We start from the raw sequence: 17,909 nt of genomic DNA on the forward strand, positions 1-17,909 counted from the left end.
GATGGGCCCTCGACCACTCCGGCAAGCGCCCGGAGGAAAGGAACCTCGTGACCAGGACCTCCGCTCCCGCGCATCCACCCGCCCCGGGCACCTGGGAGGAGCTCGTCACCGCCGCGCTGCTCGGCACGGAGCGCCGTACGCCACCCGGCGTCGCGCCGGGCCCCCAGGCTCCGGCGGCACTGCTGGACGCGGCCGCCGTGGAGACCGTACGGAGACGTGCCGGGCTGCGCCCCGCGCGGGCGGCGCGGCGCCCGGAACCGGCACCCGAGGACCCGCGCCCGGCGCTGCCCGCCCCGGCGGCCCGCAGGCTCGCGATGCTGCTCGCCGACCGGTCCGGTACGGCGGGCGGCGGGCGCCGGGGCAGCGCACCCGATCTGATGGAGCTGCTGCCGCAGTGGCTGGCGACGGCCAACGCCCGCGGCTTCGCGGCACCACCACAAGCTCTGCCCGCGCTGCTGGACGCGGCCCGGGGACGCACGGACCTGCGGCCGGCGGCGCTGGCGTTCGCGGGGCCGCGCGCCCTGTGGCTGGCCCGGCTGAACCCGGACTGGCGGTTCGCCCTGCGCTCGGCACCCGGAGGCGACGCGGCGCTCCCCCGGCCGACGGACGCGGACGGGGTGCGGCGGCTGTGGCAGGAGGGCCTTTTCGCCGAGCGGGTCGCCCTGCTGGCGTCGGTCCGGGCGCACGATCCGGCGGCCGCGCGCGAGCTGCTGGCCGGGACCTGGCCGACCGAGCGCGCGGAGGACCGGCTGATGTTCCTGGACTCGCTGCGCACCGGGCTGAGCCCCGAGGACGAGCCGTTCCTGGAGCAGGCGCTCGCCGACCGGAGCCGCAACGTCCGGGCGACGGCGGCGGAACTGCTGTCGGCGCTGCCGGGCTCGGCGCTGGCCGGGCGGATGGCGTCCCGCGCGGCGGCCTGCGTGGCCGTCGACCACACCGCCGACACCCCGACGCTCGTCGTCGAGGCACCGCACGAGTGCGACGCCGGCATGGAGCGCGACGGCGTGATCGCCAAGGCCCCGGCGGGGCGGGGCGAGCGGTCGTGGTGGCTCGGACAGCTGGTGGAGTCGGCGCCGCTCGCGACCTGGCCGGCCCGGCTGGGCGGCCGTACGCCCAGGGAGATCCTGGCCCTGCCGGTCACGGACGACTGGCGGAGCGAACTACATGCCGCCTGGTGCCGGGCGGCGGTCCGGCAGCGGGACCCCGAGTGGTCCAGAGCCCTCCTCGGTGCCCCCTCGTCACCCGAGGCGGGCGGCCCGGGGGCGGTGTCCCTGGCCGAGCGGTCCAAGCTGCTGGGCACGCTCGACGCGGACGAACGGGCCGCGTGGGTGGCGGGGTTCATCGCGGCCCACGGCCTGTCGGAGGCGTTCCAGCTGCTCGGGGTGTGCGCGGTGCCGTGGGCCGCGCCACTGGGGCGGGCGGTGGTCGACGCGCTGAACATCGCGCGTGACGCGGGGAGTTATCCGTGGAGCTTCAGCGGGGTGATGGGACTGGCCGAACGCTGCCTGGACCCGTCGGAGGCACGCCGCCTCGACGGCCTCCTGGCCGCACCGGAGGAAGCGGAGGACGCGTCACCGGGGGCGGGCGGGTACTGGGCCGAGGCGTTCCAGCGTCTGGTGACCACGCTGCGGCTGCGGGCGGCGATGGCCGAGGAGCTGGGACCGGCGCCGGCCGGCGGCGAAGCTCCGTCCGGCGCTTGACGAGGGGCTACGCCTCGGCCGGCTGCCGCACGTTCGCCCGCACCCATTCCACGATCGACGCCGTCGTCGCGCCGGGCGTGAAGATCTCGGCGACGCCCTTCTCCTTCAGCGGAGGGATGTCGTCCTCGGGGATGATCCCGCCGCCGAAGACCAGGATGTCCGCCGCGTCACGCTCCTTGAGCAGGTCGATCACCGCCCCGAACAGCGTGTTGTGCGCGCCGGAGAGGATGGACAGCCCGATCGCGTCGGCGTCCTCCTGGATCGCGGTGTCGACGATCTGCTCGGGAGTCTGGTGAAGCCCGGTGTAGATGACCTCCATACCGGCGTCGCGCAGCGCCCTCGCGATGACCTTGGCCCCGCGATCGTGGCCGTCGAGCCCCGGCTTGGCGACCACCACGCGGATCGGACCGGCTGCCACACCCATCACTGCCTCCATGAAGCGACTACATCCATCCGTACCGTCAAGCACCGCACACATCACATATGCCGCACTTGTGGCGCCCCTCACACACGCGCTGCGCGCGCACCGCGCGGTCCGCCACCACCGGGAAGTGAACGAACGTTATCTCCAGCATCCCGCAACCGGCAGTTTCGCGGTGGAGAGCGAGGGGGAAATCACACGTGGGACACATTCGCAGCGCACCGTTCCGAGCCCTCGCGGCCCACCCGCCGCGGCAGCCGACGACCCGCGGGCCGGGCCGGGACCCTGCGCGACGGGAGCCGCGTCGCCCACCTCCGCCGCGGCCTCCCCCAAGGGCATACGGGGGCCGGAGCCGTCCTCCCGCGTGCCGACAGGAGGTCGGCCATGAAGGCCTTACCGATCATCGGGGCACTTCCGCCCCTTCCTTCACTGCCGCTGCCATCCGTCCGCCGCCTCCTCCCCGGCGGCCTGACCGGCCTGTCCACGGCGCTCCTGAAGGCGACCGCCCTGGAGATCGCGATCCTCGCGGGCCACCTCCTGCTCTACCCCTCCGGCATCACCCAGGAACGCCGCCCCTCGGCCCCGCCATCGCCGTCACGGTCCCCCGGGACGGCGCCCTTGCGGCTGCCGACGCAGGACCGGCCGCCGGTCGTCCTGCTGCACGGGTTCATCGACAACCGCTCGGTCTTCGTCCTGCTGCGCCGCAGCCTCGCCCAGCACGGCGGACAGCGGGTCGAATCGCTCAACTACTCACCGCTCACCTGTGACATCCGCACCGCGGCCGCCCTGCTCGGCCGGCACATCGAGGAGATCTGCGAGCGCACGGGCAGCGAACGGGCGGACGTGGTCGGCCACAGCCTCGGCGGCCTGATCGCGCGCTACTACGTGCAGCGGCTCGGCGGCGACCACCGCGTGCGCACACTGGTCACGCTCGGCACCCCGCACTCCGGCACCCGGGTCGCGCGGCTCGCCAACGCGCACCCGATCGCACGGCAGATGCGCCCCGGCTCCGACGTGCTGGAGGAACTGGCGGGGCCCGCGCCCGGCTGCCGTACGCGGTTCGTCAGCTTCTGGAGCGATCTCGACCATGTGATGGACCCGCCGGAGGCCGCCCGCCTCGACCACCCCGACCTGACGACCCGCAACATCCGGGTGACCGGCATCGGGCATCTCGCGCTGCCCGTGCACCCGGCCGTCGCCTCCGTCGTACGGCAGGTTCTCGACGAGGCGCATCAGACGGATTCGGGCACCACCGCGGACGCCATCGCGAACGCCGCTCCGGACACCGCTCCGGACACCGGCGGCATCACCGTGGCCTGAGCATCCCCCACCCCAGGAAACCCTCCAGGGACCTCAACACCCGGTTGTCACAGCCCGTTCACCGACGTCGAAAAGCCGTAAGAAATCGAACGCTCACCGAACACAAAGCCAAAGTCGTGCCCGCCCTCCCCCGAAACACGGCCGAATGCCCGTTTCCCCCGCGCACGAAACCTGCCGAAGATTGTCGTGCCCGCGTACCGCCGGGTACAGTCGCCGCACTGCTCTGGCAGCCCCTGTTGTCGAGGCGAAAGAGAAGTTGGTGAACGACCGTCACCCGTCGGGGAGTATGACCACCCCGGCTCCGGCTTCCGACGCCGCCTCGGCGCCCTATGCGTCGTACGGCACCCAGGAAGCCCCTTACGGCGACCTCACCACATACGGCGGCTATCAGGCCAGCGGTTTTGACGCCGCCGGCCACCCGACCGGGCCCACCACGACGTTCCAGGCGGACCCGCTCTTCGGCGATCTGAACGCGGGCGGCCACGAGACCGGCGCGTACGACGCGACCCAGTGGTCCACCGGCAGCCACCAGACCCTAGGCCAGGACCCGTACGCGGCCCAGCACCACGCCGCCTACGACACGGGCGCCTACGACAGCACCACCTGGGCGACCGGCTACCAGCAGTTCGGCGGCATCCCGCACCAGTCCACGGCCCCCGACGTCAGCGGCCAGTGGGACGCGAGCGCCTGGCTGCAGCCCGAGCAGTCCGGCGGTCCGGCCGACCAGACCCAGCAGTGGGAGTGGGGCACGCAGGCCTTCGACACCGGGGCGTACGACGCCACGCAGTGGAACACCGACGGCGGCGAGCCCGAGCAGCAGGCGACGGCCACCTTCGACCAGGTCGCGTACGAGGGCACCCCCGCTTACGAGGACACCCCGTCGCACGAGGACGCCACCGGTTCCGGCTACGACGACGGCACCTCCTACGAGGAGCACGGGCAAACCGTTCCTCCGGAGGACGGCCCGGCCGCCACCGGCGAACTTCCCACCGTCACCACGCTCCTCGACGACCAGGAGGAGAGTACCCCCGCCCCGGTCGGGCGCGCGGCCTCCCGCAGCGGCTCCCGCTCCCGCCGCCGTACGCCCGCCAAACGGTCCGCGCTGCTGACCGTCGCCGTGCCGTCGGCGTGTGTGATGGGCGTCGCGGGCATCGCGGCCGCCTCTGTCGGAACCTTCTCCTCCGACGACGCCCAGGAGTCCTCGACGACCGCGGCCGACGCCCAGCCGGTGAAACCGTCCGCGGCCAACAACAAGCTGGACACCCAACTGGAAAGCCTCTCCGCGGAGGCCGACGACTTCGCCGACCGGGCCAGCCGGACCCAGGAGCGCATCGACCTCAAGGCCCAGCAGGAGGCCGAGCGCAAGCGCGCCGCCGAGGAGGCCGCCCGCAAGGAGCGGCTCCGCCCGAAGTTCGCCCTCCCGGTCGCCCAGCACGGACTCAGCGCCTACTACGGCCAGTCCGGCATCAACTGGATGTCCCTGCACACCGGCATCGACTTCCCGGTGGCCTACGGCACGACCGTGATGGCCGCGACCGACGGCACCGTCCGCACCGAGTGGAACAGCGCCTACGGCAACATGATGATCGTGACCGCCAAGGACGGCACGGAGACCTGGTACTGCCACCTCTCCACGTACCGCGTCGCCTCCGGTACGACCGTCAAGGCCGGCGACCCGATCGCGTACTCCGGCAACTCCGGCAACTCCACCGGCCCGCACCTGCACTTCGAGGTCCGCCCGGGCGGTGGTTCGGCCATAGACCCGCTGTCCTGGCTGCGCAGCCACGGACTGGAGCCCTCGTAGCCTTCCGCGCCGCCGGCCCCCGCCCGCTCCGGGCCCGCAGCCCCCGCCGTGTCCGGCGGGGGCTCTCTCACGTCAGAGCTTCTCCACCGGCGCGTAGCGCAGCAGCAGGCGCTTGGGCTTGGCGTCGCCGAAGTCGATCGTCGCCTCGGCATTGGCGCCGGTGCCCTTCACCGCGACCACCGTGCCGAGCCCGAACTGGTCGTGCGTGACCCGGTCGCCGACGGCCAGCGACACCACCGACTTCTCCGCGGTCCGGCTGGTGGCGAACCCGGAGGCGCCGGACGCCGACGAGCGCGAGCGGGACGACGACAGCGAGGCCGCCACACCGGAGACCGGGCCCGCCGGAGCCGCGACGGCCCCGGTGCGCTTCCAGTCGACGTACGTGGGCGGGATCTCCTCCAGGAAGCGGGACGGCGGGTTGTACTGCGGCTGGCCCCAGGCGCTGCGCATCGACGACCGCGTCAGATACAGCCGTTCCCGCGCGCGCGTGATGCCGACGTACGCCAGCCGGCGCTCCTCCTCCAGCTCCTTGGTCTGGCCGAGGGCGCGCATGTGCGGGAAGACGCCGTCCTCCATGCCGGTGAGGAAGACGACCGGGAACTCCAGGCCCTTGGCGGTGTGCAGGGTCATCAGGGTGATGACGCCGTCGCCGTCCTCCTCGTCGGGGATCTGGTCGGAGTCGGCGACCAGCGCTACCTGCTCCAGGAAGTCGGCCAGCGTGCCCGCCTCGCCTTCGGCGCGCTCCTGCTCGAACTCCAGGGCGACTGCGGCGAGTTCCTGGAGGTTCTCGATCCGGGTCTCGTCCTGCGGGTCGGTCGAGGCCTGCAACTCGGCGAGGTAGCCGGTGCGTTCGAGCACCGCCTCCAGGATCGTCGCCGGGCCCGCGCCGGACTCGACGATCGTGCGCAGCTCCTCCATGAGCGCGTTGAACCGCTTGACCGCGTTCGTGGACCGCGCGGCCATGCCGTACGCCTCGTCGACGCGGCGCAGCGCCTGCGGGAAGCTGATCTTCTCGCGCTGGGAGAGCGCGTCGATCATCGCCTCGGCGCGGTCGCCGATGCCGCGCTTGGGCACGTTCAGGATGCGGCGCAGCGGCACCGAGTCCTCGGGGTTGGCCAGGACACGCAGGTAGGCCAGGACGTCCCGGACCTCCTTGCGCTCGTAGAAGCGGACACCGCCGACGACCTTGTAGGGCAGGCCGACGCGGATGAAGACCTCTTCGAAGACACGGGACTGGGCGTTGGTGCGGTAGAAGACGGCGACGTCGCCGGCCTTCGCGTCGCCCGCGTCGGTCAGGCGGTCTATCTCGTCGGCGACGAACTGGGCCTCGTCGTGCTCGGTGTCGGCGACGTAGCCGGTGATCCGGGCGCCCTGGCCGGCGTTGGTCCACAGGTTCTTGGGGCGGCGGGACTCGTTGCGCTCGATGACCGCGTTGGCCGCGGAGAGGATCGTCTGGGTGGAGCGGTAGTTCTGCTCCAGCAGGATCGTCGTCGCGTCCGGGTAGTCCTCCTCGAACTGGAGGATGTTGCGGATCGTCGCGCCGCGGAAGGCGTAGATCGACTGGTCGGCGTCACCCACGACGCACAGCTCGGCGGGCGGGATGTCGCCCTCGCTCGGCGGGACGTCCTCGTCGTACGTGCCGGTGCCGACCAGCTCGCGGACGAGGGCGTACTGCGCGTGGTTGGTGTCCTGGTACTCGTCGACCAGGACGTGGCGGAAGCGGCGGCGGTAGTGCTCGGCCACGTCCGGGAAGGCGCGCAGCAGGTTGACCGTCGTCATGATCAGGTCGTCGAAGTCGAGGGCGTTCGCCTCGCGCAGCCGCGACTGGTACAGGGCGTAGGCCTGGGCGAGGGTCTTCTCGAAGCCGTCGGAGGCCTGGGCGGCGAAGTCCTCCTCGTCGATCAGCTCGTTCTTGAGGTTGCTGATCTTGGCGCTGAACGACTTGGGCGGGAAGCGCTTGGGGTCCAGGTCCAGATCACGACAGACCAGGGCCATCAGGCGCTTGGAGTCGGCGGCGTCGTAGATCGAGAAGGAGGAGGTGAAGCCGAGCCTCTTGCTCTCGCGGCGCAGGATGCGCACGCACGCGCTGTGGAAGGTCATCACCCACATCGCGTTCGCGCGCGGGCCCACCAGCTGCTCGACGCGCTCCTTCATCTCGCCCGCGGCCTTGTTGGTGAAGGTGATCGCGAGGATCTGGCCCGGGTGCACGCCGCGCTCGCCCAGCAGGTGGGCGATGCGGTGGGTGAGCACGCGGGTCTTGCCGGAGCCGGCGCCGGCCACGATGAGCAGCGGGGAGCCGGAGTGGACGACGGCGGCGCGCTGGTTCTCGTTCAGCCCTTCCAGGAGCGCGGCGGGGTCCACGGCGGGGCGGGGGGCGCCGTCTCGGTAGTACTCGTCCCGGTCCGGGGGCAGGTCGAACTTCCCGCCGAACAGATCGTCCGGGATCGGCTCCGGTACGTGATCGTCCTCGGGCGGCGGCGGGGGTTCCTCCGCGTGGGCCCGCGGGGCCTGGAGGTCCGCCAGGAAGCTGTCGTCAAAGAGGCTGCTCATCGCTCTCCGAGTCTAGGGCGCCCCACTGACAACCGAGGGCCGCCCGCAGAACATCACAGCCGCCGCGGTCCGGCGATCACGGGGAAACCGGCCGCGTCACGCACCGCGTCCACCCGGCTACCGCGCAGGTCGGACACGGGGTGCTCAGGCTCGGCGACGGCGAGCGACACCTTTCGGAAGGTCACGGAAATGTATCGGGCATATCACCCACCAACCTTCACAGCAGCCACACGAGTTGGCTACCGTTCCGGGCAGGCCGTACGACCCCCACCGGCGAACCTCGCCGGGCCGCGCGGCCTCCGCCGAGTCCGGCGCGCCCGCACGGCGACCGGAGCCGGGGACCCAACCGACTCTGGGGTGAATCGGCCCCTCCCTTTCAGGGAGGAGCCGTAGGGCAACCCTTCCGAACGACCCGCCCGAACCCGACAGCTAACCCGGTAGGCGGCCGATGGAAGGAGTCGCCTCCCTTGGCGTCGCACCGCAAGTCGCGTCCCACCCCGCGCGTGGCCGGCATACGCACCCCCGCCCTCGCCACCGCGGCCCTCACCTCCGTGGCCCTGCTCTCGCAGACCGCCGGCGCCACCCCCTCGGCCGACGACAAGCCGAGCCTGGAGGAGGTCGAGAAGAAGGTCGACGATCTCTACCGCCAGGCGGAGTCGGCGACCGAGAAGTACAACGCGGTCAAGGAGAAGACCACCAAGCAGCGCAAGCGCGTCGACACCCTCCTGGACGACGTCGCCAAGCGGACCCAGAAGCTCAACGAGGCACGCGAGGAGCTGGGTTCGTACGCCGCCGCCCAGTACCGCACCGGGTCCGCCGTGCCGGACACCGCGACCTTCCTGCTCGCGGACTCCCCGCAGGACTACTTCGACCAGAACCAGCTGATGGGCCGGCTGACCAGCCGGCAGAAGGACGCGGTCGACGACTACTTCGACCAGCAGGCCGAGACGATGGAGAAGCGTCGCGAGGCCGGCGAGAGCCTCCAGACGCTCACCGAGTCGCAGACCGACCTCAGGACGGCCAAGGCGACCGTCCAGAAGAAGCTCGCCGACGCGCGGGAACTGCTGTCGCAGCTGACCGCCGAGGAGAAGGCACGGCTCGCGGCGATCGAGAAGCGCAAGCAGGAGGAGGCGGCCCGCAAGGCCGCGGAGCTGGCCCGCCAGCAGGAGCAGGCGGAGGAGCAGCGGCGGCAGGAGGCGGAGGAAGCGGCGGCCGCCCAGCAGGAGACCGCGCAGCAGGAGACCGCTCAGGAAGAGACCTCTCAGGCGGAGACCGGCACCGGCGACACCGCCACCTCGACCGACTCGACGTACGCGGCCAAGGCCGAGAAGGCGATCGCCTTCTCCCGCGCGCAGATCGGCAAGCCGTACGTCTGGGGGGCCACGGGTCCCGGCTCGTACGACTGCTCCGGCCTCACCCAGGCCGCCTGGAAGGCCGCCGGTGTCACCCTCCCCCGCACCACCTACGACCAGGTGAACGCCGGCACCACCGTCGCGATCAGCGCCGCCCAGCCCGGCGACCTGGTCTTCTTCTACGACGACGTCACCCACGTCGGCATCTACATAGGCAACGGGATGATGATCCACGCGCCGAAGCCCGGGGCGTACGTCCGGGAGGAGTCGATCTACTACGACGGCGAGTCGTCCATCCACAGCGTGGTGCGTCCGGCCTGACGCGAGCGCGGGCGCGAACGGTTGCACGCGCCCGCGTGCATTTCCCCGCGCCCGCGCGCGTGCCCCGCTCGCACGGCGCGCAGGGCTCCATAGCATCGGGCCATGCCCGGCACCTCCCCCCTCCGCGCCTGGTGGGCGCAGCGCGCGCCGGCGGCCGGGGCCGCCGTGATGGCGACCGGAATCGTCTCGGTCGGCCTCCATCTGGCGGGCTACGAGGTCGTCTCCCGCGTCTTCCTGGTGGTGGCCGGCGCCGCCTGGCTGGCGCTGGCGGCGGAATTCCTCGTCCTCCTGCTGGGGCAGCGGCAGCAGTGGCTGGTCCAGGCGGGCACGCCGGCCGCGCTGACCGCCGTGGCGGCGACGGCGGTGCTGGGTACCCGCTTGGCCGCGCTGGGCTGGACGCTTTCGGCCGGGGCGCTGCTGGCGCTGGCCGCCGTGCTGTGGCCGGTGCTGCTGGTGCTGAGCGTGAGGCACTGGCGCAGGCCTATGCCGGGTTCGGTGTTCCTGGCGTGCGTGGCGACGCAGGGCCTGGCGGTGCTCGCCGCCACCCTCGCCGCGACGGAGTCGGCGGCCTGGCTCGCGCACGCCGCGCTGGTGCTGTTCTGGCTGGGGATCGTGATCTACGGGCTCGCCCTTACCCGCTTCGGTCCACGGGAGGTGATCGAGGGCGGCGGGGACCACTGGGTCGCGGGCGGGGCGCTCGCGATCTCGGCGCTGGCGGGCTCGAAGCTCATCGCCGCGGACGGCCCGGACCTGAGTCTGTGGAACGTCGACGACCGGGGCGTCCTGCACGACGTGACCCTCGCGCTGCTCGTGCTGGATCTGTCCTGGTACGCCGTGCTGCTCACCGCCGAGATCGCCCGGCCCCGGCTGCGATACGACGTGCGCCGCTGGTCCACGGTGTTCCCGATGGGAATGACGGCGGCGGCGACGCTGTCCGTGGCGTCCGCCTTCGGCGTCTCCTGGCTGGCGTGGCCGGGCGAGGTGCTGCTGTGGATGGCGGTGGCCGCCTGCCTGGCGGCCGCCGTCGGCGCGGCCGCGGCCGCCCGGGCCGCCGTACGGCCCCGGACGCCGCGGCACCGCGCGGCGGGCCTCAGGTCCAGAGGACCGCGATGAAGACGTTCGCCGTGGTCAGCAGGCCCACCAGGCCGAACAGGCCCTTGTCCACCTTCTCGTCGTCCCGCTTCACGTAGACGAGGCCGAGGATCACGATCAGCAGGGCCAGCTTCACGCCGATCTTGATGTTGTTCACCGTCTGGTCGTCGGCCTGGTTGAGGCCGACCAGGATCACGCCGGTGACCAGCATCGTCAGCGCGCCGTGCAGCATCGCCGGGACGAAGCGGGCGGTGCCCTGGCCCATCGCCTTCATCTGGGTGAGGAAGCCGCCGAGGAGCGAGGCGATGCCGATGATGTGCAGGCCGACGAAGAGATGGATGAGTACGTCCATGAGGCCGGAGCCTAACGAGACGGTCACCGGTCGCCCGACACCGCCCCGGCGCTGGGACGCCCGAAGGCGAGTGGATATATGCGGCCCATAGCATCCCGCCCCTCACACGGCTCACAGAATCGTCACTTCGGTCAGGGGCCCACGTGCCGTCGACGCTTTCGCGACGAGATCACGGTCGCATCCGGTCGTCCGGCGGTCCGCTTCCGTCACTTCGGCACATCCCGTTACCGTCCCGATACAGCCGGGCCTAGCGTCCTCCACCAGGCGTCCGGCTCCCCACCGCCGCCCGGGCCAGGGGCGGCAGCCGGACGTCTCCGCCGAGAAGGCCCGGCGGTGGTCCCGCTCCCGTGTGCGGGACCACCGCCGGACCGCGCGGATCCCCCGGTCGTGGAAAGGACGTGCAGTCCACGTGGCAGCGCACCGCAAGCCCCGGAAACGCCTGGCCGGCGGCCATCGGGCCCGTACGGCGGCGACCATCGCGCTGGCGGGCGCGGCCACCGCGACGGCGTTCGACGGGACCGGGCACGCCGAGCCGGAGCTGACGCCGGCGCAGGTCAAGGCCAAGGTGGACAAGCTGTACCAGGAGGCCGAGGTGGCCACCGAGAAGTACAACGGCGCCAAGGAGAAGGCGGAGGCGGCCCGTCGGCGGCTGTCGAGCCTGCAGGACCAGGCGGCCCGCAGGGCGGAACGGCTCAACGCGGAGCGGGACAGCCTCGGTTCCATCGCCGCGGCACAGTACCGCCGCGGCGCCCTCTCCCCCGCACTGCAACTGGCGCTCTCCGACGACCCCGACCGGTACCTCGACGGCGCCTCGCTCGCCGAACGGGCCGAGCACCGGCAGACCACCACCGTCTCCAGCGTCCGCGAACAACTGCGGGAACTGGAGCAGTTGCGCGGTGCCGCCCGCGTCGAGGTGGCCTCGCTGGCCTCGCGTCAGGCGGAACTGGAGCGGCACAAGAAGACGGTCACCAACAAGCTGGACGCCGCCCGCCGGCTGCTGTCCCGGCTCACGGCCGAGGAGCGGGCGCGGTTCGCACAGGACGGCACCGGCACCGACCGCGCCTCACGGGACGCGACGGCGGCCCGGGACGGCCTGACGGCCCCGGGCGGGGCGGTCGCGGCACCCGACTCCCGCGCGGCGTCGGCTGTCTCCTACGCCTACTCCAAGCTCGGCAGCCCCTACGTCTGGGGCGCCACCGGCCCCGACGCCTTCGACTGCTCGGGACTGGTCCAGGCCGCCTACCGCTCCGCCGGCGTCAGCCTGCCCCGCACGACGTACGCCCAGATCGGCGCCGGCCGCCGTGTCACCCGCTCCGAACTCCTCCCCGGTGACCTGGTGTTCTTCTACTCCGGCATCAGCCACGTCGGCATCTACGTCGGCAACGGGCAGATGGTCCACGCCCCCAACCCCTCGGCTCCCGTACGGGTGGCACCGATCGACGAGATGCCGTTCGCGGGCGCCACACGCGTGGTGTGAACACGCCACACGGGAGCGACACGGGCATGGCATGAGCACGGCGGCACGGTAGCGTCGGGCGCCAAGGCGGTGTGCGCCGCTTCCCACGTCCACGCAGTCCCCGTCCGCCGGAAGGTCCCGATGCCCCGCTCCCCGTTGCCTCCGCCTCCGCCGCCGCCCCACATCCGGACCTGGCCGGACCGGGCGGCGCTGCTGGCCGACCGGGGAAGAGCGCTGGAGGACCTGCGGCGGCGCAGCCTCGGGGTGCACCGGGTGCTGCTGCTGTGGCTGCTGGCGGTCGCGGCGATCATCGGGTGGTCGCTGCTGGTACTGCCGCTCCAGCAGATCGAGGAGAAGGACCCTCTCGGCCTCATCCTCGGCCCGGTCTTCGCGTTCCTCGGCCTCGCCTCACTCGCCCCGTCCGTCATCGCGGTCGCCTTCGCCATCCGCCGCGACCGGCGGATACAGGAACTCATCGACGCCTGGCTGGCCTTGGACACCCACCCGCCGACCGACGCCCGCCTGCGCTCCCCCGGCCTCAGCCTCTTCTGGCTGCTCTCCTCCATGCTGATCTGCGCGATCGGCCTGTGGGCCTCCTTCGCGGCCGCGGCGGAGGCCGAACCCGGCCGGTCGGCCTACTACGACGCCGCCCTGGGCATGGGCATCGGCCTGATCCTCTGGGTCACGGGGCTGATCGGCGTGACGAAGGCCGTACGGCACTACCGGTGGGCTCTGCGAGCCGTGCCGGCACCGCAGCCGGGACACCGCTGAGCGGCTCCGGCTCCGGCTCCGGCTCCGGCGAGAGGCGCCGCCCCGGTGGCCGTCACACCAGCCGCCGCGCCGTCGCCCATCTCGTCAGCTCGTGCCGGTTGGAGAGCTGAAGCTTCCTGAGGACGGCGGAGACATGCGACTCGACCGTCTTCACGGAGATGAACAGCTGCTTGGCGATCTCCTTGTACGCGTACCCCCGGGCGATGAGCCGCAGCACCTCGCGCTCGCGCTGGGTGAGGCGGTCCAGGTCCTCGTCGACCGGCGGCGCGTCGGTGGAGGCGAACGCGTCGAGGACGAACCCGGCGAGACGCGGAGAGAAGACCGCGTCCCCTTCCTGGACCCGGAAGATCGAGTCGACGAGGTCCGAGCCCGTGATCGTCTTGGTGACGTAACCCCGCGCACCGCCCCGGATCACCCCGATCACGTCCTCCGCCGCGTCCGAGACGGACAGGGCGAGGAAGCGGACCGGACGCTCGGTGTCCCCCATCAACGCCGCGCAGCGACGCAGCACTTCGACGCCGCCGCCACCCGGCAGATGCACGTCGAGGAGGACGACCTCGGGCCGGGTCGCGGTGATGACCGTGACCGCCTGGTCGACGTCCGCCGCCTCGCCGACGACCTCGACACCGGTCTGCTCGGTCTGGCCGATCTCGGCCTGGACGCCCGTACGGAACATCCGGTGGTCGTCGACCAGGACGACACGCACCCGACGCTCACCGGTGCTCTGGCCGGCCGACTCCGCGGGCTCGGCCGGTTCCGCCGCTCCCGCTGTCCCGTTCGCCTCGGTCGGGTCGCTCATGACGTCTTCTCCGCCCTCTCCATCTCCAGCTCGACCTCCGTGCCGCCGCCGGGCACCGCCCGCAGCCGGGCCGTGCCGCCGTTGCGCTCCATGCGGCCGATGATCGATTCTCTAACGCCCATGCGGTCGGCGGGTATCGAGTCGAGGTCGAAGCCGGGGCCGCGGTCCCGGACGGACACGAAGACCGTCCTGCCCTCGACTTCGGCGTAGACCTGGACGGCGCCGCCTTCGCCACCGTACTTGGCGGCGTTCACCATCGCCTCACGCGCGGCCTGCATCTGTGCGCCGGTGCCCTCGTCGAGCGGGCAGTCGCCGACGACCACGACCTCTATGGGCACGCCGTGCTTGTCCTCGACCTCCGCCGCGTTGCGTCGCACCGCGTCGGCGAGCGTGGCGGGTTCGTCCGCCTCGTCCTTGCCGGTGCCCTCCGGTTTGTAGAGCCAGGTCCGCAGGTCGCGCTCCTGGGCACGGGCGAGGCGGCGCACCTCGTTCGCGTTCTCCGCGTTGCGCTGGATCAGCGTCAGGGTGTGCAGCACCGAGTCGTGCACGTGGGCGGCGACTTCGGCACGCTCCTGGGCGCGGATGCGCATCAGTCGCTCCTCGGAGAGGTCCTGCGTCATGCGCACCAGATACGGGCCGGCGAGCAGCGTGATGCCCACGAGGACCGCGAGGGCCGCCTGAAGCACCGAGCCGAGGTGGGCGGCGGAGCCCTGCAGGACGAAGATGCCGGAGACGCCGGCCGTCACCAGCAGGACGCCGGCCCCGGCGCGCAGCAGGGTGAGCGTGCGCCGACGCCGCCCGACCTCGACCCAGCGGGCCCGGCGGGCGTTGTCCGCCTGGCGCCAGACGAGGGCGACACCGGCGCCGACGAGGACGGCGGGCAGCAGATAGGCCTTGGCTCCGCTGCCCAGGTTCACGCTGCTGACGAAGACCATGGCCACGACGACCATGAGCAGCAGCGCGACGATCTGGCCCCGGTCGGGTTTGCGTGTGACGCGTCTGCGGCGGCCGTCGGGTGCGGTCTCGGTGGTGACGAAGGACGGCGGCTTGTCCGCGTCGACGCCTCCGACGCCGAGCGGCACGAAGAACCAGAACGCGGCATACAGCAGCGCGCCGAGGCCGTTGGCCATGAACAGGCCGACGAAGACCAGGCGCACCCAGATCACGGGCAGCCCGAGATGTCCGGCGAGCCCCCGCGCCACGCCACCGAGCCAGCGTCCGTCACTGCTGCGGTAGAGCTTGCGCGGCGGCCGCGGTTCGACGAGTGGCGCTGCTGTGGGCGCGGCTTCCGGCATGCCATCGATGGTCACACGCCGGGCGGCCACGGGCATCAGGGTCGACCCCCGAGACTCCCCTGATCTCCGAGCGGACGTCCCGGCGCCCGCCGCCCTCGCGCCGTGTCAGGGGCGATATCAGGGTCGGGCCAGGGTTGTTCCGACTGCCGTCGGCGCGGCTCAGCGGTCACCATGGACACATGACTGATCACCAGCACGCCGCGGACACCGGGCCCGACACGGGCTCCGCGTCCGACCCGGCGCCCACGGCCTCCGCCGGTGCGGAATCGCGTGCGCACGAGCGCGCGGGCACGCAGGGGCGGGCGGGCGCGCGCGATCAAGGGGACGCGCCGGCGGGGCTGGGCAAGGACGGACAGCCGGGCACGGCCGACGCGGCGGCGGAGACGCAGGCCGGCGACGGGCCGCTGAGTTTCCGGCGGGACCGGCGGCACAAGATGATCGCCGGTGTCTGTTCCGGGCTGGGGCGGCAGTGCGACATGGATCCGGTGATCTTCCGGATCACGCTGGCGGTGCTGGCGGCCACCGGCGGCATCGGCCTCATCTTCTACGGCTTCGCCTGGCTCTTCGTCCCGTACGACGACGAGGAGGAGAACGAGGTCCGCAAACTGCTGACCGGCCGCGTCGACGGCCACGCGCTGGCGGCGGTGCTGTTCGCGCTGGTCGGCTGCGGCGTCTTCCTGTCGATGCTGAACAACGGCGGCGTGCTGACCTTCGCCGTCGTGCTCTCCCTGCTTCTCGCGGGCGCCGGTTACTGGTCGCAGCGGCGCGGTGCGCCCGACCCGGATCCACTGGCGGCGCAGGCCGCCGCCGACGCCCCGCCGGAGGCGCAGGCCCCGCCGGTGCTCGCCGCGTACTCGTGGTGGCGCGACCCCATCGTCAAGGACGGCACCCATGTCGGCGGCACGGGATATCTGTGGGGCCCTCGGGACTCCCGGGAACAGGACATCGCGGCGGCCGTGAGCCTCGACCTCGACGCCTACCCGCACGGCCGCGACACCGGCCGCACCCGCGGGCCGGCGCCGAAGCCGCGCGGTCCCCGCTGGATCGGCGGCTGGGTCTTCCTCCTCGCACTCGTCGCGGGTGGCCTGGGCACCGGCCTGACGTGGGACGGGCATCCGCTCGGCACCAGCCTGCAGACCGGTCTGTCCTGTGCGCTCGCCGTCTTCGGTCTCGGCATCGCGCTCAGCGCGTTCCTGGGCCGGACCGGGGCGGGTTCGGTGTTCATGGCGGTGGTCACGGCCGCGCTGCTCGCCGGTTCGGCGGCGCTGCCCAAGGACATCGGCACGGACTGGATACGGACGACGTGGCAGCCGGCCGCGGTGGCGGACGTGCGGGACAAGTACCACGTGGGGACCGGCGTCGGCACCCTGGACCTGTCCCGGCTGGACCCGGCCGAGGGGCAGACGCTGGCAGCGCGGGCCGAGGTGGGCGTGGGGAAGCTGCGGGTGATCCTGCCGCCGGACGTGACGCTGAAGGCGGACATCGACGTGGGGGTGGGCGACATCCAGTTGCCGGGTGACAAGACCCAGGACGTCGACGTGGCGCCGGGCAAGTACAAGCAGGTGACGATCCCGCCGAAGGCGGGCACCAAGGGCACCGGCACGATCGATCTCGACCTCCGGGTCGGAGTGGGACAGGTGGAGGTGAGCCGTGCTGCGTCATGAGTTCCAGCCGGGGAGGCTCGTCGCGGGAATCTTCCTCGCCGCAGCGGGTGTCACGTACGCCGGGGACGCGGGCGGTGCTTGGGAGACACCGTGGTTCGTGATGATCCCCCTGGTCGTGGGCGGTCTCTTCCTGGCCGGCGTGACGGGCGTGCTCGGCAGAGCGATACGCCGCCGGGACACGGCCCGGTCCCGCCCCGGTGAGGCCCGGCCGGAGGCACGGGGCTGACCGCGACGGCCCCACCGGGCGGATGCGGGGGGGGGACGCCGTCGGTCGCGGACGCGCCCGCTACCGGTCCCCGTCCGCCCGCAGGCGTCCCCGTGTCCGCAGGGCCGCGTCCACGGACAGGTACGGCGCGCCGGCGAGGACGAGGGGCGTCCACGCCATGAGGTAGGCGAGGTCGTTGCCGTAGTAGTACGGGTCGGACGCCCAGCTCACGGTCAGCCACAGGGAGAGGGAGATCAGCGCGCCGCCGAGCGCGGCGAGGCGGGCGAAGAGCCCGAGGAGGGTGCCGATGCCGACGGCGAGTTCGCCGAGGGCCATGGCGTAGCCGAAGCCGACGGGATTCTTCAGGGCGAGGTCGACCAGGGCCGGGATGGCCGAGGAGTCGCGGACGGAGCGCATCAGGTCGCCGACCGAACCGGATCCGGCGCTCTGCATGAAGGCGCTGTCGGTGAGCTTGTCGAGGCCGGCGTAGATGAAGGTGACGCCGAGGAAGACGCGCAGGGGAAGCAGGGCGTAGTGGGTGGCGGTGTCCCGCACCCGCCGGGTGCCGCCGCCACCGTAGCGCGAGATGTGGGTGTCGGGACGAATACCGTAAGTCATCGCTGATAGCCGCCTCTCGCCCGCCGTGCCGTGACTCCTCATCAGACGATACGTACGCAGGAGAGGACCCGCTCACTCATGTTCCGGTCGGTTTTCAGGCATGTGGCCCGCTTCCGCTCCCGCGTCCCACGCGTCCTGTCCAGCCCCCTTCGCCCCCTTGACCCCCTTCGTCGCAGGCGGCCCCGCCGT

General features: G+C 72.4%; 16 protein-coding genes and 1 riboswitch. Of the genes, 9 read left to right on the forward strand and 7 right to left on the reverse strand.

What is annotated here, in order from left to right; translation table 11 throughout:
* The first annotated feature begins 47 nt into the window (after nt 1-47).
* Entirely contained in the window at nt 48-1,700 is a 1,653-nt protein-coding gene (locus AMK31_RS12080; RefSeq protein ID WP_073940456.1) for a DUF5691 domain-containing protein, read from the forward strand.
* 7 nt (nt 1,701-1,707) lie between these two features.
* Here AMK31_RS12080 and AMK31_RS12085 read toward each other — a convergent pair whose 3' ends face one another.
* A complete protein-coding gene (locus tag AMK31_RS12085) occupies nt 1,708-2,124 on the reverse strand; it encodes a cobalamin B12-binding domain-containing protein (RefSeq protein WP_073940457.1) in 417 nt (138 codons plus the stop codon).
* Nucleotides 2,125-2,505: 381 nt separating this feature from the next.
* Between AMK31_RS12085 and AMK31_RS12090 the strand changes: the two genes are divergently transcribed.
* Together AMK31_RS12090 and AMK31_RS12095 are read left to right on the forward strand one after the other, a co-directional pair.
* Entirely contained in the window at nt 2,506-3,441 is a 936-nt protein-coding gene (locus AMK31_RS12090; protein WP_073940458.1) for an esterase/lipase family protein, read from the forward strand.
* 259 nt (nt 3,442-3,700) lie between these two features.
* Nucleotides 3,701-5,245, forward strand: coding sequence for a M23 family metallopeptidase (locus AMK31_RS12095; RefSeq protein ID WP_073940459.1), 1,545 nt, complete (start codon nt 3,701-3,703; stop codon nt 5,243-5,245).
* A gap of 72 nt (nt 5,246-5,317) precedes the next feature.
* Here AMK31_RS12095 and pcrA read toward each other — a convergent pair whose 3' ends face one another.
* The gene (gene pcrA / locus AMK31_RS12100; RefSeq protein WP_073940460.1) at nt 5,318-7,795 is read right to left on the reverse strand and encodes a DNA helicase PcrA; all 2,478 of its coding nucleotides are present in this window, start codon (nt 7,793-7,795) and stop codon (nt 5,318-5,320) included.
* Between the two features lie 53 nt (nt 7,796-7,848).
* Nucleotides 7,849-7,980 (reverse strand): hypothetical protein, encoded by a 132-nt coding sequence (locus tag AMK31_RS42090; RefSeq protein ID WP_274535962.1) that lies wholly within the window; start codon nt 7,978-7,980, stop codon nt 7,849-7,851.
* Between the two features lie 105 nt (nt 7,981-8,085).
* Nucleotides 8,086-8,255: riboswitch (cyclic di-AMP (ydaO/yuaA leader) on the forward strand.
* A gap of 7 nt (nt 8,256-8,262) precedes the next feature.
* Between AMK31_RS42090 and AMK31_RS12105 the strand changes: the two genes are divergently transcribed.
* Nucleotides 8,263-9,468 (forward strand): C40 family peptidase, encoded by a 1,206-nt coding sequence (locus AMK31_RS12105; protein WP_073940461.1) that lies wholly within the window; start codon nt 8,263-8,265, stop codon nt 9,466-9,468.
* A 102-nt stretch (nt 9,469-9,570) separates the two neighbouring features.
* Nucleotides 9,571-10,581 (forward strand): tellurite resistance/C4-dicarboxylate transporter family protein, encoded by a 1,011-nt coding sequence (locus AMK31_RS12110; RefSeq protein ID WP_073940462.1) that lies wholly within the window; start codon nt 9,571-9,573, stop codon nt 10,579-10,581.
* Here AMK31_RS12110 and AMK31_RS12115 read toward each other — a convergent pair.
* Nucleotides 10,559-10,912 carry a hypothetical protein gene (locus tag AMK31_RS12115; protein ID WP_073940463.1) on the reverse strand — a complete coding sequence of 118 codons (354 nt, stop codon included), beginning with the start codon at nt 10,910-10,912 and terminating at the stop codon, nt 10,559-10,561. The two genes, AMK31_RS12110 and AMK31_RS12115, sit on opposite strands and share 23 nt — an antisense overlap.
* 409 nt (nt 10,913-11,321) lie before the next feature.
* Here AMK31_RS12115 and AMK31_RS12120 point away from each other — a divergent pair, with 409 nt between their 5' ends.
* Nucleotides 11,322-12,389: a C40 family peptidase gene (locus tag AMK31_RS12120; RefSeq protein ID WP_073940464.1), complete on the forward strand. Its 1,068-nt coding sequence runs from the start codon at nt 11,322-11,324 to the stop codon at nt 12,387-12,389.
* A gap of 120 nt (nt 12,390-12,509) precedes the next feature.
* Nucleotides 12,510-13,139 carry a hypothetical protein gene (locus AMK31_RS12125; protein ID WP_073940465.1) on the forward strand — a complete coding sequence of 210 codons (630 nt, stop codon included), beginning with the start codon at nt 12,510-12,512 and terminating at the stop codon, nt 13,137-13,139.
* A 52-nt stretch (nt 13,140-13,191) separates the two neighbouring features.
* Here the strand turns inward: AMK31_RS12125 and AMK31_RS12130 are convergent, their stop codons facing one another.
* A complete protein-coding gene (locus AMK31_RS12130) occupies nt 13,192-13,938 on the reverse strand; it encodes a LuxR C-terminal-related transcriptional regulator (protein WP_073940466.1) in 747 nt (248 codons plus the stop codon).
* Entirely contained in the window at nt 13,935-15,269 is a 1,335-nt protein-coding gene (locus AMK31_RS12135) for an ATP-binding protein (protein ID WP_079186812.1), read from the reverse strand. The genes AMK31_RS12130 and AMK31_RS12135 overlap by 4 nt, the downstream gene beginning before the upstream one ends.
* Before the next feature lie 143 nt (nt 15,270-15,412).
* On the opposite strand from AMK31_RS12135, the gene AMK31_RS12140 reads away from it, so the two are divergent.
* Nucleotides 15,413-16,897, forward strand: coding sequence for a PspC domain-containing protein (locus AMK31_RS12140; RefSeq protein ID WP_073940467.1), 1,485 nt, complete (start codon nt 15,413-15,415; stop codon nt 16,895-16,897).
* Entirely contained in the window at nt 16,884-17,123 is a 240-nt protein-coding gene (locus tag AMK31_RS12145; RefSeq protein WP_073940468.1) for a hypothetical protein, read from the forward strand. Before AMK31_RS12140 ends, AMK31_RS12145 begins: the two co-directional genes overlap by 14 nt.
* A gap of 60 nt (nt 17,124-17,183) precedes the next feature.
* Here AMK31_RS12145 and AMK31_RS12150 read toward each other — a convergent pair whose 3' ends face one another.
* Entirely contained in the window at nt 17,184-17,720 is a 537-nt protein-coding gene (locus AMK31_RS12150; RefSeq protein ID WP_073940469.1) for a DoxX family protein, read from the reverse strand.
* Nucleotides 17,721-17,909 lie beyond the last annotated feature (189 nt).

The sequence above is a fragment of the Streptomyces sp. TSRI0107 genome (assembly GCF_001905845.1).
GTDB lineage: Bacteria > Actinomycetota > Actinomycetes > Streptomycetales > Streptomycetaceae > Streptomyces.

What these genes read in the sequence shown, in the direction of transcription:
- AMK31_RS12085 (WP_073940457.1), bottom strand. Translation starts at nt 2,124, where the DNA reads ATGGGTGTGGCAGCCGGTCCGATCCGCGTGGTGGTCGCCAAGCCGGGG.
- AMK31_RS12090 (WP_073940458.1), top strand. Translation starts at nt 2,506, where the DNA reads ATGAAGGCCTTACCGATCATCGGGGCACTTCCGCCCCTTCCTTCACTG.
- pcrA (WP_073940460.1), bottom strand. Translation starts at nt 7,795, where the DNA reads ATGAGCAGCCTCTTTGACGACAGCTTCCTGGCGGACCTCCAGGCCCCG.
- AMK31_RS12110 (WP_073940462.1), top strand. Translation starts at nt 9,571, where the DNA reads ATGCCCGGCACCTCCCCCCTCCGCGCCTGGTGGGCGCAGCGCGCGCCG.
- AMK31_RS12115 (WP_073940463.1), bottom strand. Translation starts at nt 10,912, where the DNA reads ATGGACGTACTCATCCATCTCTTCGTCGGCCTGCACATCATCGGCATC.
- AMK31_RS12125 (WP_073940465.1), top strand. Translation starts at nt 12,510, where the DNA reads ATGCCCCGCTCCCCGTTGCCTCCGCCTCCGCCGCCGCCCCACATCCGG.
- AMK31_RS12130 (WP_073940466.1), bottom strand. Translation starts at nt 13,938, where the DNA reads ATGAGCGACCCGACCGAGGCGAACGGGACAGCGGGAGCGGCGGAACCG.
- AMK31_RS12135 (WP_079186812.1), bottom strand. Translation starts at nt 15,269, where the DNA reads ATGCCCGTGGCCGCCCGGCGTGTGACCATCGATGGCATGCCGGAAGCC.
- AMK31_RS12140 (WP_073940467.1), top strand. Translation starts at nt 15,413, where the DNA reads ATGACTGATCACCAGCACGCCGCGGACACCGGGCCCGACACGGGCTCC.
- AMK31_RS12150 (WP_073940469.1), bottom strand. Translation starts at nt 17,720, where the DNA reads ATGACTTACGGTATTCGTCCCGACACCCACATCTCGCGCTACGGTGGC.